This window comes from Hymenobacter jejuensis, assembly GCF_006337165.1.
Taxonomy (GTDB): domain Bacteria; phylum Bacteroidota; class Bacteroidia; order Cytophagales; family Hymenobacteraceae; genus Hymenobacter; species Hymenobacter jejuensis.
Map to the genome: position 1 here is coordinate 604,353 of NZ_CP040896.1, position 14,566 is coordinate 618,918.

The 14,566-nt window shown below is 57.3% G+C and carries 14 protein-coding genes; 13 read left to right on the forward strand and 1 reads right to left on the reverse strand.

Annotation, left to right across the window (positions count from 1 at the left end; translation table 11 throughout):
- Positions 1 to 49: 49 nt before the first annotated feature.
- From FHG12_RS02225 to FHG12_RS02235, 3 genes are all read left to right on the forward strand, one after another.
- Positions 50 to 712: an HAD family hydrolase gene (locus FHG12_RS02225; protein WP_139514065.1), complete on the forward strand. Its 663-nt coding sequence runs from the start codon at positions 50 to 52 to the stop codon at positions 710 to 712.
- Positions 687 to 1,898: a site-2 protease family protein gene (locus FHG12_RS02230; RefSeq protein ID WP_230471260.1), complete on the forward strand. Its 1,212-nt coding sequence runs from the start codon at positions 687 to 689 to the stop codon at positions 1,896 to 1,898. The genes FHG12_RS02225 and FHG12_RS02230 overlap by 26 nt, the downstream gene beginning before the upstream one ends.
- A gap of 74 nt (positions 1,899 to 1,972) precedes the next feature.
- Positions 1,973 to 2,611, forward strand: coding sequence for a hypothetical protein (locus tag FHG12_RS02235; RefSeq protein ID WP_139514066.1), 639 nt, complete (start codon positions 1,973 to 1,975; stop codon positions 2,609 to 2,611).
- A 146-nt stretch (positions 2,612 to 2,757) separates the two neighbouring features.
- Here FHG12_RS02235 and FHG12_RS02240 read toward each other — a convergent pair whose 3' ends face one another.
- The gene (locus FHG12_RS02240; RefSeq protein WP_139514067.1) at positions 2,758 to 3,954 is read right to left on the reverse strand and encodes a phosphoglycerate kinase; all 1,197 of its coding nucleotides are present in this window, start codon (positions 3,952 to 3,954) and stop codon (positions 2,758 to 2,760) included.
- A gap of 183 nt (positions 3,955 to 4,137) precedes the next feature.
- On the opposite strand from FHG12_RS02240, the gene FHG12_RS02245 reads away from it, so the two are divergent.
- The 10 genes from FHG12_RS02245 (at position 4,138) to FHG12_RS02290 (ending at position 14,550) form a co-directional block, all read left to right on the forward strand.
- Positions 4,138 to 6,858, forward strand: coding sequence for a D-alanine--D-alanine ligase family protein (locus FHG12_RS02245; RefSeq protein ID WP_139514068.1), 2,721 nt, complete (start codon positions 4,138 to 4,140; stop codon positions 6,856 to 6,858).
- A 61-nt stretch (positions 6,859 to 6,919) separates the two neighbouring features.
- Positions 6,920 to 7,705, forward strand: a complete 786-nt coding sequence (locus tag FHG12_RS02250) for a PASTA domain-containing protein (RefSeq protein ID WP_139514069.1) — start codon at positions 6,920 to 6,922, stop codon at positions 7,703 to 7,705.
- A 188-nt stretch (positions 7,706 to 7,893) separates the two neighbouring features.
- Positions 7,894 to 9,744 (forward strand): T9SS type A sorting domain-containing protein, encoded by a 1,851-nt coding sequence (locus tag FHG12_RS02255; protein ID WP_139514070.1) that lies wholly within the window; start codon positions 7,894 to 7,896, stop codon positions 9,742 to 9,744.
- A gap of 50 nt (positions 9,745 to 9,794) precedes the next feature.
- A complete protein-coding gene (locus tag FHG12_RS02260) occupies positions 9,795 to 10,094 on the forward strand; it encodes a rhodanese-like domain-containing protein (RefSeq protein WP_139514071.1) in 300 nt (99 codons plus the stop codon).
- Between the two features lie 170 nt (positions 10,095 to 10,264).
- A complete protein-coding gene (locus FHG12_RS02265; protein ID WP_139514072.1) occupies positions 10,265 to 10,714 on the forward strand; it encodes a MarR family winged helix-turn-helix transcriptional regulator in 450 nt (149 codons plus the stop codon).
- Between the two features lie 26 nt (positions 10,715 to 10,740).
- Positions 10,741 to 11,169 (forward strand): organic hydroperoxide resistance protein, encoded by a 429-nt coding sequence (locus tag FHG12_RS02270; protein WP_139514073.1) that lies wholly within the window; start codon positions 10,741 to 10,743, stop codon positions 11,167 to 11,169.
- 111 nt (positions 11,170 to 11,280) lie between these two features.
- Positions 11,281 to 12,294: an NADP-dependent oxidoreductase gene (locus tag FHG12_RS02275; RefSeq protein ID WP_139514074.1), complete on the forward strand. Its 1,014-nt coding sequence runs from the start codon at positions 11,281 to 11,283 to the stop codon at positions 12,292 to 12,294.
- Between the two features lie 38 nt (positions 12,295 to 12,332).
- Positions 12,333 to 13,496, forward strand: coding sequence for an iron-containing alcohol dehydrogenase (locus FHG12_RS02280; RefSeq protein WP_139514075.1), 1,164 nt, complete (start codon positions 12,333 to 12,335; stop codon positions 13,494 to 13,496).
- A gap of 7 nt (positions 13,497 to 13,503) precedes the next feature.
- Positions 13,504 to 13,812, forward strand: coding sequence for a putative quinol monooxygenase (locus FHG12_RS02285; protein ID WP_139514076.1), 309 nt, complete (start codon positions 13,504 to 13,506; stop codon positions 13,810 to 13,812).
- A 57-nt stretch (positions 13,813 to 13,869) separates the two neighbouring features.
- Positions 13,870 to 14,550, forward strand: coding sequence for a type 1 glutamine amidotransferase domain-containing protein (locus tag FHG12_RS02290; protein ID WP_139514077.1), 681 nt, complete (start codon positions 13,870 to 13,872; stop codon positions 14,548 to 14,550).
- The last annotated feature ends 16 nt before the right edge of the window (positions 14,551 to 14,566 follow it).

Sequence of the window (14,566 nt, forward strand, 5' to 3'; positions counted from 1 at the left end):
AGTGCAAACTACGAGTTTTGCGTTCGAATTTCCAATTTTTGACTTACCCATGACTTTGCTTCGCCGTTTGCCCAACCTGCTTTTTGACTTCGGAGGCGTTATTATCAACATCAATTATCAGCTCACCTTGGAGGCTATGCGGCAATTTAGTGCGGCGGGCAGCACCATCGAATTCAACCAGCAGCACCAGTCCGATTTGTTTGATCGCATGGAAACCGGACGGCTTTCCCCGGCTGAATTTCGCGATGGCTTGCGCCAAGGCTACGAGCTGACGGGCACCGACGAAGAGCTTGATGCGGCCTGGAACGCCATGCTGCTCGACGTGCCCGCCGACCGCCTGGCCCTGATTGCCGAGCTGCGCGCCCAAGGCCACCAAACGGCGCTGCTCTCCAACACCAATCGCATTCATATTGAGGAGATTAACCGTCGACTAGCCACCACGTACGGGTTTGAGCACGGCATTGCTGATGCGCTCGATCGCGTTTTTTATTCGCAGGAAGTAGGCTTGCGCAAGCCCGGCGACGACATTTTCCACCACGCCCTGCGCGAAATGAACTGGAAGCCGGAAGAAACTCTTTTCATCGAAGACAGTTTTCAACACATCGAAACTGCGCGGCGCCTGGGCTTGCAGACCTTGCACTTGGCGCCGCCGCTCACGCTTACCGAAGCCCTTCCTGCCGCCATCCGTGCCTTCACTCCTGCCACTGCCTGATGCCCCGGCTCCCGAGCCAGCGCTGCCCGTCGAGTTTGTCCGCTACGAACGCCCTGCTCCGCCGCGTTGGCGTGTGTACGGACTGCATTTGCTGCTGTTTGTTATCACCCTGATAACCACAACATTAGCAGGAGCCGAATGGATTACGGGCAAATCCTTTTTTCTGCAAGGCGATGCCGTTAAGCTGAGCGGCTGGCTTTCCAGCGCCGAAATTCAGCGCGGACTGCTGTTTTCGCTGCCGTTCCTGGGCGTGCTGACGGTGCACGAGTTTGGACATTATTTCACGGCGCGGCACTACAAAGTGCGTGCGACGCTGCCCTACTATATTCCTTTTTTTACGGGCGTATTCAACACCATCGGCACTTTCGGGGCGGTAATTCGCATTAAAGATCGCATTTTTTCGCGCAAAGAGTTCTTCGATATCGGCTTGGCTGGGCCGCTGGCGGGCTTTATCGTAGCCGTGCCGGTGTTGATTTACGGCTTCACGCACCTGCCGCACGTGGAGTATGTATTCCAGATTCACCCGGAGTACCGCGCTTACGGAGCCGACTACGCGCAACATGTATACCGCGGCGCTGGGCAGGGGCTGACGCTTACTAAGCCCCTCTTATACAGATTGTTAGAATATTGGTTTGCCGATCCGGCGCTTTTGCCGCATCCCAATGAGCTGATGCATTACCCCATCCTACTAGCGGGCGCACTGGCGTTGTTCTTTACGGCTCTCAACTTGCTGCCCATCGGCCAGCTCGACGGCGGACATATTTTGTACGGCTTGCTGGGTTTCCGCCGCTTCAATCGGTTGTCGGTGATCCTGTTTATCAGCTTCATCTTCTATGCCGGGCTGGGGTTGTTTACCCTACACAGCTCCGCCGATGTGTGGCTGTACGGGGCCGCGCCGTACTTGCTCTACCTGTTCGTGGTATTCCGGCGAACGCTGCCCACACCGCGGCGGGCGTTGCTGCTGGCGCTGGGCGTGTGGTCGGCGCAGCTGGCCCTAACCGTGGCCCTGCCAGGCCTCGAAGGCAACCCCGGCTGGCTGGTATTTGGCTTGTTGCTGGGTCGCATAACCGGCATTTTCCATCCGCCGGCCGCCGACGAGCGGCCGCTGAGTCCGGCGCGTAAAGTATTGGGCTGGGTCATGCTGATAATCTTTATCTTATGCTTTTCCCCGTCGCCCTTCGGGTGAGTTTGCAATAGCCGGCGCGTACTTTTCCGGGTGCGTTACGGATTGGTTGGCCATCTTTGCCAACGCTTTTTTCTATGGTTCTCGAACAACATCAATTACTGGGCGGCGACGTCCTGCTGGCCCTGCGCCCGCACGGCCTGTACGTCCGCAAAAAAGAGCTCAACGGCCACGACGCCTTGGAGGTAGAAATGCCCTACGAGGAGCTTCTGCCGATTGCGGTGCAACGCCGCAGTGCCGTACCTACGCGCTCGCTGGCTGGGGTGCTGTTTGCGCTCCTGCTCGGCGGCCAAGATATATTCAGCAAGCAACTCGCTCAGGGTCAATCTACTGACGAATTCTGGACGGGCGCTTTCCTTATCGGGGGGCTGCTGGGCCTGATTGTGTACTACGGCTTGCAGAACTGGTGGAAGAAATTTACCATTTCCACGGCCCGGCTCAACATCACGCTGGCCGACCGCCCCGGCCAGCGCGCCGAGCTGCACCGCTTTGCCGAGGCCCTCGAATCCCAGACCAAATCGTACCTGCGCCACCACTACGGCCGCATCAACCCGTTAGGGCCTATCGAGTTGCAGCTCAGCCGTTTGCGGTGGCTACGCGAGCTAAACGTGCTCAACGAAGCCGAAGCCCACGCCCTGTCCGTACGCCTCACGGGCCGCCACTCCGAAACCCTGCAAGGCATGGGTCACGAGTTGGAAGCGCCTTTCGTAAATTAATGCAACTACTTTATAACCAAGTAGTTACATTAATTTACGAACATACAGACTATAAAAGAGGAGAACTACTTAGATAAACCAGAAGCCCGATTTCTTCCGCCGTGCTGGCGGAAGAAATCGGGCTTCTGGTTTGTGAGAAATCAGGCCTAACGCCCTTCCAGCGCGGCTACGCCGGGCAGCTCTTTGCCTTCCATGTATTCGAGCAGGGCACCGCCACCGGTCGAGATATAGGAGACTTTGTCGGCGAAACCCAACTGGTGCACCGCCGCGGCCGAGTCGCCGCCGCCGATGAGCGAGAAGGCGCCGGCCGCCGTAGCCTCGGCAATGGCGCTGGCTACAAAACGCGTTCCGAGCGAGAAATTCGACATCTCAAACACGCCCATCGGGCCGTTCCACAGGATGGTTCGGGACTGGCGAATGATTTCGGCGAAGATTTCGCGCGACTCCGGACCGATGTCCAAGCCCATCCAGTCGGCCGGGATGGCGTGGTTGCCGGCTTGATCGATGTCGGCGTCGTTGGAGAAAGCCGTAGCAATGACGCTGTCGCCGGGCAGCACCAGGTTCACGCCCTTTTCTTTGGCCTTCTGGATGAGGCTCTGGGCCAATTCCAGCTTGTCATTTTCGACCAGCGAACGGCCCGTCGAACCGCCTTCGGCTTTGGCGAAAGTATAGGCCATGGCACCGCCAATCAGCAGGTTATCAACCTTATCCAGCAGTTGCTCGATGATCTGGATCTTGTCCGAAATTTTGGCGCCGCCCATGATGGCCGTGAACGGCCGCTCGGGGTTGGTGAGCACGCGGTGTGCGTTATCTATCTCACCCTGAAGCAGATAGCCAGCTATCCGATCTTCGGGCTTAAAATACTGAGCCATCACAGCGGTGGAAGCGTGCTTGCGGTGCGCCGCGCCGAAAGCATCGTTCACGTACACGTCGCCGAGGTGCGAGAGTTTCTCGGCAAAGGCGGGGTCGCCGGCTTCTTCTTCGCTGTAAAAGCGCACGTTGTCGAGCAGCAAAATCTCGCCGGGTTGCAAATTGGCGGCCATTTGTTGCGCTTCCTGACCAATTACGTCGTCGGCAAATTTCACTTCCTGCCCGTATTCCTGCTGCAAGCGCGCCACGAGGCTGCGCAGCGAGTTTTTCTTGTCGGGGCCGCCTTTCGGGCGCCCCAGGTGCGAGAGCAGGATCACCGAGCCGCCGTCGGCCAAGATCTTTTTGATGGTTGGCGTCGCGGCCCGGATGCGGGTGTCGTCGGTGATGCGCAAGTCGCTGTCGAGCGGCACATTGAAGTCCACGCGTACCACCGCCTTTTTGCCGGCGAAGTTGTACTGGTCGAGGGTTTTCATAGAAGGAACGAAAAGGTTAGATGGAGCCTTATACGGCGCGAATGTAGTATAAGCTTAATAGGCTTCGCAGCTTCTGCGGCAAGATGTAGGGAAGCGAGGATATTTTCCGGACTTGATGGCCTCCGGTTGGCGCGCCAAAGCCCTACCAAGCTTACGCAACATTGCCCTACCTTTGCAGCACGTATGAAAATAGGCATCTTCTTCGGCGGCCCGTCGCGCGAGCGGGAAATTTCTTTTGCGGGCGGCCGCACCGTATACGATAACCTCGACAAGGCGCTGTTTCAGCCAGTGCCTGTGTTTGTCGATAGCCGGGGCAACTTCATTCTGCTCGACTGGCACTATATATATAAAGGCACCATTCGCGACTTCTATCCGCCGGTGTCGGCGCTGCCGGCTTCGGAGCACAAGTTGCAGGTGTACCTGGAGTCATTGGGTGAACTGACCACCGAGGAACAAGACCGCATCATCAGCGAAGTAGGCCGCCGTATTTTGCCGCACGAACTCGCTGGGCTGATGGACTTTGCGTTTTTGGCGTTGCACGGCCCCGGCGGCGAAGACGGCGCCATTCAGGGCTTGCTCGAATGGTATGGCATTCCGTATTCGGGTTCCGGCATTCTGCCCTCGGCTTTCGGCATAGACAAGATCGCGCAGAAAAACCTACTCAAAGCGTTGCACCGGCCCACGCCAGACTTCCGCATTATCACGGCGGAAGAATGGGACGAAGCCAACCCCGTCGCTACGCTCGACTACTTGGTGCGCGAATTAGGGTTGCCGCTGGTCTTCAAGGCCCCGCGCCAGGGTTCGAGTATCGGCGTTTCCATCTTGCGCGAAGCCAGCGTAGAAAAATTTCAGGCCGCCATCGAACGGAGCCTGTTTCGCAAAACCCTCTCCCGCGAAGAGTGGCAGGGCCTTTCCGGGCGCGAACGCCTCGCGTGGGTGCAGCAACTGACTGATATCCGCGAAGGGATCGGCCTGCCCGTTGTTTTAGACGAAGAAACCACCATTATCTATCATCCTGATAATCTGATAGATACGCTTAACATGAAATTCGAAGCCGCCGAGCAAGTGCGCCTCACCAACGTCGACGGCGAAGCCCGCGTGTTGGTAGAGTCGTGTGTGGCCGGCCGGGAGTTTTCGTGCATTGTAGTGGAAGACCCCCAAGGCAATCCGCTGGCTTTGCCGCCTACCGAGATCGTGAAGGGCGAGGAAATGTTTGACTACCGCTCGAAATACCTGCCGGGCTTGTCGCGCAAAGTCACGCCCATCGATTTGCCGGAGGCGGATATTCAGCGCATTCGCGAAGCCTGCGAGGAGATGTTCCGCACGTTCGGCTTCCAGGTGTACGCGCGTTTGGACGGCTTTTTCAGTCCTCTGAAATCGGAAGAAGCTGAAAACCAGATTTTCCTCAACGACCCGAATACGACTTCGGGCATGTTACCGGCTTCGTTCTTTTTCCACCAAGCGGCCGAAATTGGCCTCAACCCTTCGCAGTTCCTTACCTATCTGATTCGCACTTCCTTGGCTGCTCGGCGCCGGGGCGGCATGCATCCGGTGCGCTTGGGCCAGTTGTTAAAGCAGCTCGACGAGGCGGTGGCTTCGCGCCAGCACGAGGAGCGGCAGCGCACGAAAGTAGCCGTGATTATGGGCGGCTACTCGTCGGAGCGGCACATTTCGGTAGAAAGCGGTCGCAACATTTACGAGAAGCTGTCGTCGTCGGTGAAATACGAGCCGGTGCCGATTTTCCTGACGGGCTCAGCGCAGGAACACAAGCTGTACGTGCTGCCTATCAACGTGATGCTCAAGGACAACGCCGACGACATTCGCGAGAAAATTGAGCATGCCGAAGCCGGTCACAGCCTGCACCCGGTGCTAGAACGCATCCGCCGCGACGCCGACGCCATCACGAGCACGTATGCCGGCCAACCCACGGCCCAGCCGCGCCGGATTTCCTTCGAGGAATTGGCCGAAATGGCAGACGAGGTGTTCATCGCGCTGCACGGCCGTCCTGGCGAAGATGGTGCGTTGCAGAAGGAGCTGGAACAGTATGGGTTGCCATACAACGGCTCGGGCGTAGAGTCCAGCAGCGTGACCATCAACAAGTTCGAAACCAACCGCCGCCTGCGCGAAGCCGGTCTGCGGGTGGCCGAACACCGCTTAGCAACTCGCCTCGAATGGGATGCCGACCCGGAAGGCTTCTACCGCAGCCTCGAAACGCAATTTCACTATCCCTTCATTGCCAAGCCTTCGGACGATGGCTGCTCGTCGGCGGTGAAAAAGATCAAGAACCGCGCGGAGTTGGAAGCATTCACGCGCCTGATTTTCCGTAGCCAGGAAGATTTGATGCCCGCCGAGGCCACCACGCTGCACTTGGGCTTCAAAGAAGAATTTCCTCAAAAAGATGTGTTCCTGGTCGAAACCCTGATTGAGCGCGACGGAGCCAAGCACTTCCTCGAAATCACGGGCGGCCTGCTCACGCACTGGGGCGCCGACGGCAAGCTCGTGATTGAGGTATTTGAAGCTTCGGAGGCGCTGGCCACCGGGGAAGTACTCAGCTTGGAAGAGAAGTTCCTGGCGGGGGAAGGCCAAAACATCACGCCTGCCCGCTACGCCCCCGAACCAGCTGAGCGTCAGCGCATTTCAGACGAAGTAAAACAAGAATTGCGCCGCGTAGCCGAAGTGCTGCACATTGAAGGCTATGCCCGCATCGACGCCTTCGTGCGGGTGCGCGAAACGGGTGCCGTGGAGGTACTGATTATCGAGGTCAATTCGTTACCTGGTATGACGCCCGCGACCTGCATCTTCCACCAAACCGCCCTCAACGGCTACACTCCCTACGATTTCATCGACCGGATTCTGGAGTTTGGCAAAGAGCGCAACGCAAAACGAGAGTTGGCTAAAAACTAGCGCACACAGTCCAGCCTTTTAATTCTAATTTTCCAGCTCGTAACTACTAGCTTTTCCTTTGATGGCTTTTCTTAAATCGGATACTCCGCTCGACGTTCTGAAGCACCTGCTGGTGATTGGGCTGTGCGGGGCGGCGTTGCTTTTCGGCTTCTTTTTCATCTACCTGCCCCTTACCACCAACCACGGCGAAACCATCGTGGTGCCCAAAGTGACGGGCATGCGCGTCGATAATCTGGAAGACTATCTCGACGAAAGGAACCTGCGCTATTTCGTCGACGACTCCACATATAACCCTACTATCAAGCCATTTACAGTGCTCACGCAGGACCCCGCACCCGGCGAGCGCGTCAAGGAAGACCGCAAGATTTACATCTCGGTGAGCATGAAAAATCCGCCGGTAATCAAGATGCCGAAGCTGGTGGATGGCTCAGTGAAGAACGCGCAGATGATCCTGAAGAGCTACGATTTGCAAGTAGGCAAAATCGAGTTTGTGCCCGATTTGGCGCAGAATTCGGTGCTGAAGCAGTTGGTCAACGGCAAAGAAATCGCGGCGGGCGCACCCATCGCCAAGGGTACCCGCGTCGATCTAGTCGTTGGCGACGGACAAGGAAACCAAGAATTCCCGGTGCCGAACGTTGTGAATATGCCAGAGGACGAAGCGGTTACGCTGCTGGTGGGCCAAGGCCTACTGAAAGGTGAAACCTTCTACCAAGCGCCCGAAGAAGGGCAGCAGGAAGGCACAGTGGTGAAGCAGCGCCCCGTAGCTGCGCCCGGCTCCACCATCCGAACCGGTCAACTCGTGGATTTGTGGATTGCGGGCAAGGCACCACTCACTCCAGTGAATTGATTACCACAACTATTTGATTATCAATTAATTATAAAACGTCGCCGGAAGCCAGAATTTCGGGCGACGTTTTTATTTTTAGGTAGCAGGCGCTTAGCCACCGGTCACTAACTGCTTTTTCAAAGTCGGATCGGCGTAAGCGCCCGTACTAAACTGCGACCGTGCGCGTTCGGCTTGCGTAACTTGCTGCGATGATCTGCCCGAAATATCTACTCTTGTTGCTGCTGCCGTTTGCCGCACAGGCCCAAGTAGTTGCACCGCTCCCGACGGATGCAGCCCGGGGGGCCACGCCAACTACCAATACCGCCCGTCGTGGTACGCAGGCCACGCTGCCGTTCTTCGAGGATTTTACTACGCCTCGCGAAGGCCAACCAAATCCGGATCGGTGGCAACGTAGCGGGGCGCTGGTTAACAACCGCTTTCCGGTGGCGCCACCGTCGCGGGGAGTCGTGACCTTGGATGGCCTCAAGGCCAACGGCCAGCCCTACGGCAGCTCGTCGGCCTACAGCGATACCGATACCCTAACGTCGCAACCGTTTAACCTGAACGGCTTCACGGCTTCTAACCGCGTGTATCTGAGCTTCTTCTGGCAAGCCGGCAGCATCGTAGGTCCAGCCAAAACCAACAGCGGCACGCAGCCCGTAGCTTTACAGCTGGAGTTTCTGGACAATGCCCAACGCTGGCAGCTGGTGTGGGAAATGCGCAGCACCGGCGAGCGCAAAGCCTTCCGGCAGAAGCTGATAGCCATTGATCAGCCGCAGTACCTGCACAGCGCTTTCCAATTCCGCTTTCGCTCGATCGGCAACTTGGGTACCACCCGCGACGCTTGGAGCCTCGACTACATCAAGCTCGACCGCAACCGCAGCGTCGCTGATTCGTCGTACCGCGACATCTCCACCAGTGCCCCGCTAACGAGCCTGCTAAAGCGGTATGCAGCAATGCCTTACTGGCAGTACAACGCCAACCCGACACCAACCAACGAGCTTAACGACCGCACCACGACCACCATTAATAACTTCGACGTAGGCCCGGCCCCAACGCCGATTACTTGGTCGGGCACGTTGCAGGTGCTGCCTTCCGGGCCTGCGGCAACTTTCCTGAATGGCAACCAGTCGCTGCCGGCTTCGCAGCAGCAGGCGGCCATTGCGGGCGATGTTCGGGGGGGCAGTGTAGCCATTCCGCTAAGTGGCGAGGCCAAACGCATCCGGCACAGCATTGTGCTGCAAACCAACGAGCAAGATCCGCTTACAATCCCTAATGACTCAATCTCCCGCATCACGGAACTCGCTGATTACTATGCTTATGACGATGGCACCGCGGAAGCAGCGGTGAGCCTGCCGGCACTGGCCAGCGGCCCGGCCAGCTACTTCGCGTATCGCATCGACCTGAACAAAAGCGATTACGTGCGGGCCCTGCGCATCTACCCTGTGCTGCCCAATGCGGCTGGTCGTGCCATCACCATCAATGTGTGGGACAAGGACCCCGCTGCCGACCAGCCCGCCGCGCAGCCCAAAGCCAGCAAGAGCTTTACCATCGCGGCGCAGGCCCCTGGCGGCAATGGTTTTGTGGAGATTCCGTTTGATGCACCTGTGCCCGTGACCGGCACGTTTTACGTGGGATATGGGCAGGCCTCCATCAGCCAGTTTGTGCAGTTTGGGTTGGATTTGAACAGCGCCCCTCCGGCTAACTATTTGTTTTACAACGCTCAACAATCCTGGAGCGCTACTCAGACAAGTCCGGCTGGCGCTCCCCTAATGCGGCCCGTGCTCACCAACGGCGTCGCGACGGCGGTGGCCGATCCGCGCACGGCCGCAAGCATCGGCTTGTATCCCAACCCCAGCAACGGCATTGTATATGTGCAGGGCCGTTTTGCCCAAGCAACCGTATCAGACGCGCTGGGCCGGTCGGTGTGGCAACAACCCGCCGCCCAGGCCGGCCACGCCACGCTGGATCTAAGTCAACTGCCGGCTGGCGTGTACATTGTGCAATTAAGCTTGCCCAATGGCCTTACCGTAGCCAAACGCTTGGTACTGACCAAGTAACAAACAGTCCGTTTATCAACACAAACATTTAATAATCAACCTTTTAGCATATGCCTGATATCACCCCCGCCGAACTCAAGCAGCGCCAGCAAGCCGGCGAAAAACCCACCATCATCGACGTGCGCGAAAACTGGGAACACGAAGAAGCCCGTATCGACGGCAGTCAGAACATTCCGTTGGGCTCGCTACCTGAAAAAGTAGATGAACTGGAAGATCTTAAGGATCAAGAAGTTATCGTGCATTGCAAAAGCGGTGGGCGCTCGGCCTCGGCCAAGGCGTTTCTGGCGCAGCGGGGCTTCAGCAACGTGCGCAACCTAGTAGGTGGCATGACTGCTTACCAGCAGCAATAATCTACGCTTTACCAGCAGTAGTGAAAGGGAGCCGACGGTGTCGGCTCCCTTTTTGTTTGTTATTGAGCAAACTTTTGTCTCTGTAAACCAGATAGTTGGCTAATTTTTAGTATATTTGATTGTACACAATTAAACATTACACAATCAAACCCGTTTATCCTTCCGACACCATGAGCGAACAAGCTGAAAACCAACCGTATTCTCTGCTGAAGCTGGAAAACCAAGTCTGTTTTCCGCTCTATGCCGTTTCGCGCATGCTGACGAAGGCCTATCAGCCTTATTTGCAGGCCTTGGAGCTGACGTATCCGCAGTACCTCGTGTTTATGCTGCTCTGGGAACACAACGAACTGACTGTTAAAGAATTAGGCGACAAGCTTTTATTAGACTCCGGTACGCTTACGCCGCTGCTGAAGCGCATGGAGCAGAAGCAGTGGGTCAGCCGCCGCCGCGACCCGCAGGACGAGCGCTCCGTTATTATTTCGTTGCAGCCGGCCGGGCGGGCCTTACAAAAGCGGGCCTGCCAGATACCGGAGCAGATGGCCATCAAACTAGCCATGACGCCCGAGGAAATGGCGGCTTTCCGCGATCAATTGAAACACCTTTTAACCCTGCTTGCCTAATCCAAGGCAGGCCTATTTGCCTCAGTATGAGCATCCAAAAAATCTACACGGCCACTGCGAAGGCCACCGGCGGCCGCGACGGCCGCGCTATCTCCAGCGACAATGTCATTGACTTGCCGTTGAGCACTCCGAAAGAAATGGGCGGCCCCGGCAAAACGGGTGCTACCAACCCCGAGCAATTGTTTGCCGCTGGTTATGCAGCCTGCTTCGATGGCGCCCTAAACTTGGTGGCCCGCATGAGCAAGACGCCCATCACCGGCAGTACCGTAGACGCGCAAGTGAGCTTCGGCAAAGACGGCGACAATTACGGCCTCGAAGTAGCCCTGAACGTAAACATCCCTGGCTTCACCCAGCAGCAAGCGGAGGAACTGGTCGCTAAAGCGCACCAGGTTTGCCCCTACTCGCGTGCTACCCGCGGCAACATCGACGTGCACCTGAACACGACGGTAAATTAAGCCAGGCACCTCTCCGCTGCATTCAGTACCCTTTCTGTCATCCCGACGAGGAGCTTTTCCTCCGCTGGGATGACAGATGCATTTTATCCTCTTCACTTTTCCCACCCCGCTATGAATTCCCGCAGCATTCTGTTGGCCAACCGGCCGCAAGGCGAACCTTCGGCCGCCCAATTCCGCTTCGAAACCGCCGAAATACCGCCGCTTCAGTCGGGCGAAGTCCTGCTCAAAACGCTTTATGTCTCGGTCGATCCATACATGCGCGGCCGCATGAACGAGGGCAAATCATACATTCCGCCTTTCGAAGTAGGCGAGCCCATTTCGGGTGGCGTGATAGCGGAAGTTGTAGATAGTCAGAACGATAGCTTACCGAAAGGCACCGTAGTGTTGGGCAACCTGCCGTGGAGCGAATACACGGTTTCCAACGACAAAGGGCTCAACCCGCTCCCTACGGACGGGGCGCCCATCAGCTATTTCTTGGGCCTGCTGGGCATGCCGGGCCTAACGGCCTACTTCGGACTGTTGGACATCTGCCGGCCGAAAGCCGGCGAGACGGTTGTGGTTTCGGGCGCGGCCGGCGCCGTAGGCACGGTGGTAGGCCAGTTGGCCAAAATAAAAGGTGCCCGGGTGGTCGGTACGGCCGGCTCCGACGACAAAGTAGCGTATCTGCAACAGCTTGGCTTTGATGCAGTTATCAACTACAAAACCACTCCTGACATTGCGCAAGCCTTGGCCGAAGCCTGCCCTGATGGCGTCGATTGCTATTTCGACAACGTAGGCGGCGCCATTTCCGACGCGGTGTATGACCTGCTCAACAAGCACGCGCGCATTGCCCTCTGCGGCCAGATTTCGCACTACAACGCTACGCAAGAGCCACAGGGCCCACGGCCCGAACCCAAACTATTGAAAACCAGCACCTTGCTAAAGGGCTTTATAGTAAGCGATTACGCTGAGCGCTTCCCGGAAGGCGTGCAGGCCCTGAGCCAGTGGCTGCAAGAAGGCAAACTTCAGTTTGAAGAGACGATTACCGAAGGCTTCGACCAGATTCCGCAGGCTTTCCTGGGCTTGTTTAAGGGCGAAAACACCGGCAAGCAGCTGGTGAAAGTAGCCGACTATTCCCGTTCCTGATAGCGCGCTCCAGCGCGCTTGCATTTTCCAGATTACCCATGAAAAACTTCACGTTTTATAATCCTGTCAAAATCATTTTCGGCAAAGGCCAGATTCCGACCGTTGCGAAGGAAATTCCGGTGGGCGCCAAAGTACTGGTCACGTACGGCGGCGGTAGCATTTTCAAAAACGGCGTTTACGACCAAGTAAAAGCCGCTTTAGGCGAGTTTGAAGTGGTAGAGTTTGGCGGCATCGAGCCCAACCCACACTACGAAACCCTGATGAAAGCGGTGGCGCTGGCCAAGGCCGAAAGCGTCGATTTCATCCTGTCGGTTGGCGGTGGCTCGGTGCTCGACGGCACTAAGTTTATCGCGGCGGCTATTCGCTACGAAGGCGCCGACCCGTGGGAATTGCTGAGCCAGAAAGCCACGGTGAAAGCCCAAAGCGCGGTGCCTTTCGGGGCCGTGCTGACGCTGGCCGCCACGGGCTCGGAAATGAACTCCGGCGCCGTGATTACCCGCGAATCGACCAAGGAAAAACTCTCGTTCGGTAGCCCGCACACGTTCCCCAAATTCTCGGTTCTGGACCCCGAAACGCTGTTTTCACTGCCGCCACGCCAGATCAGCAACGGCATCGTGGACGCCTATACGCACGTGCTGGAGCAGTACCTCACCTACCCCGTCAACTCGCCGCTGCAAGATCGGCAGGCCGAAGCGGTGCTGCTCACGCTGATCGAAGAAGGCCCCAAGGTGCTGCAAAACCCGCAGGATTATGATGCGATGGCTAACTTCATGTGGGCGGCGACCAACGCGCTGAACGGCACGCTGTCGGCCGGCGTCGTGACGGACTGGGCTACGCACATGATCGGGCACGAGCTGACGGCGCTGCACGGCATCGACCACGCCCGCACGCTGGCCGTGGTGCTGCCATCGCTGCTGCGCTATAAACAAGAAAGCAAGCAAGCCAAGCTGCTTCAGTACGGCGAGCGCGTCTGGAGCATTACCAGCGGCACGCCCGCCGAGCGCGTCGAGGCCACGGTGCAGGCCACGGTTCGCTTCTTCGAGTCGGTGGATATCAAAACCAGGCTTTCGGACTATGCAGTAGGTCCTGATACCATCCAACACATTGTGGAGCGCTTCGAGCAGCGCGGCCCCAAAAACCTGGGCGAACGTGGCGATATTCAGCCCCGCGACGTACAGGAGATTCTCACCATGAGCCTGTAACTCGCTGATGATCACTCCCGAAAATGTTATCTGCGTTGCAGCCGAGTGGGTAGTGCAGCCGGGTCAGGAAGAAACCGTCCGCCGCTTGCTGCTGCAAGCCGCTGTGGCCGTACGCGAGCACGAGCCCGGCAACTTGGTTTATTTGGCGCATCAGTCGCCCGATGAGCCGAGCCGCTTCTTCGTCTATGAGCAATACGCCGATGACGCCGCCTTGCAAGCGCATCAGGAATCGACTCATTACCAGCAGGTTGTAGTCGGCCAGATTGTGCCGTTGCTAGCTGAGCGCAAGGTGACGTTTTACCGTTTGCTGGCGTAAAACCATTTTTCACATTCCGAGTAAGCTTGCTTACTCCGACCTAAACACCTCAGAATCATGAACATATTAATGGTATTGACCTCCCACGATCAGTTGGGCGATACGGGCAAGAAAACCGGCTTCTGGCTGGAAGAATTTGCGGCTCCGTATTACGTTTTCAAAGATGCCGGGGCTACCCTGACGTTGGCCTCCCCTAAAGGCGGGCAACCTCCGCTGGACCCCAAAAGCGACGAACCCGACTCGCAAACCGAAGCAACCAAGCGCTTTAAGCAAGACGCCGACGCGCAAAAAGCCCTAGCCAACACCGTCAAGCTCGACAGCATTTCGGCAGCCGATTTTGATGCCGTTTTTTACCCCGGCGGCCACGGCCCGCTCTGGGATTTGGCAGAAGATACCACGTCGATAAAGCTGATTGAAACGCTGTTTGCGGCAGGAAAACCGGTGGTGGCGGTGTGTCATGCGCCCGGCGTGCTGCGCCACGTAAAAGCCCCAGACGGCTCACTGCTGGTTAAAGGGAAGTCGGTTACGGGCTTCACCAACACCGAAGAAGCGGCGGTACAACTAACTGACATTGTGCCTTTTCTGGTGGAAGACGAGCTTAAAAATGCCGGTGGCAACTACTCGAAAGTTGGTGATTGGCAGCCTTACGTGGTAAGCGCAGGCAACCTCATCACGGGCCAAAACCCGGCCTCGTCGGAGCCAGCCGCCGAAGCGCTGCTCAAGCTCCTGAAAAAATAAGCGGGCAGGGCAAATC

What these genes read in the sequence shown, in the direction of transcription:
- FHG12_RS02275 (WP_139514074.1), top strand. Translation starts at nt 11,281, where the DNA reads ATGAATTCCCGCAGCATTCTGTTGGCCAACCGGCCGCAAGGCGAACCT.
- FHG12_RS02280 (WP_139514075.1), top strand. Translation starts at nt 12,333, where the DNA reads ATGAAAAACTTCACGTTTTATAATCCTGTCAAAATCATTTTCGGCAAA.
- FHG12_RS02225 (WP_139514065.1), top strand. Translation starts at nt 50, where the DNA reads ATGACTTTGCTTCGCCGTTTGCCCAACCTGCTTTTTGACTTCGGAGGC.
- FHG12_RS02250 (WP_139514069.1), top strand. Translation starts at nt 6,920, where the DNA reads ATGGCTTTTCTTAAATCGGATACTCCGCTCGACGTTCTGAAGCACCTG.
- FHG12_RS02285 (WP_139514076.1), top strand. Translation starts at nt 13,504, where the DNA reads ATGATCACTCCCGAAAATGTTATCTGCGTTGCAGCCGAGTGGGTAGTG.
- FHG12_RS02290 (WP_139514077.1), top strand. Translation starts at nt 13,870, where the DNA reads ATGAACATATTAATGGTATTGACCTCCCACGATCAGTTGGGCGATACG.
- FHG12_RS02255 (WP_139514070.1), top strand. Translation starts at nt 7,894, where the DNA reads ATGATCTGCCCGAAATATCTACTCTTGTTGCTGCTGCCGTTTGCCGCA.
- FHG12_RS02270 (WP_139514073.1), top strand. Translation starts at nt 10,741, where the DNA reads ATGAGCATCCAAAAAATCTACACGGCCACTGCGAAGGCCACCGGCGGC.
- FHG12_RS02245 (WP_139514068.1), top strand. Translation starts at nt 4,138, where the DNA reads ATGAAAATAGGCATCTTCTTCGGCGGCCCGTCGCGCGAGCGGGAAATT.
- FHG12_RS02240 (WP_139514067.1), bottom strand. Translation starts at nt 3,954, where the DNA reads ATGAAAACCCTCGACCAGTACAACTTCGCCGGCAAAAAGGCGGTGGTA.
- FHG12_RS02235 (WP_139514066.1), top strand. Translation starts at nt 1,973, where the DNA reads ATGGTTCTCGAACAACATCAATTACTGGGCGGCGACGTCCTGCTGGCC.
- FHG12_RS02260 (WP_139514071.1), top strand. Translation starts at nt 9,795, where the DNA reads ATGCCTGATATCACCCCCGCCGAACTCAAGCAGCGCCAGCAAGCCGGC.
- FHG12_RS02265 (WP_139514072.1), top strand. Translation starts at nt 10,265, where the DNA reads ATGAGCGAACAAGCTGAAAACCAACCGTATTCTCTGCTGAAGCTGGAA.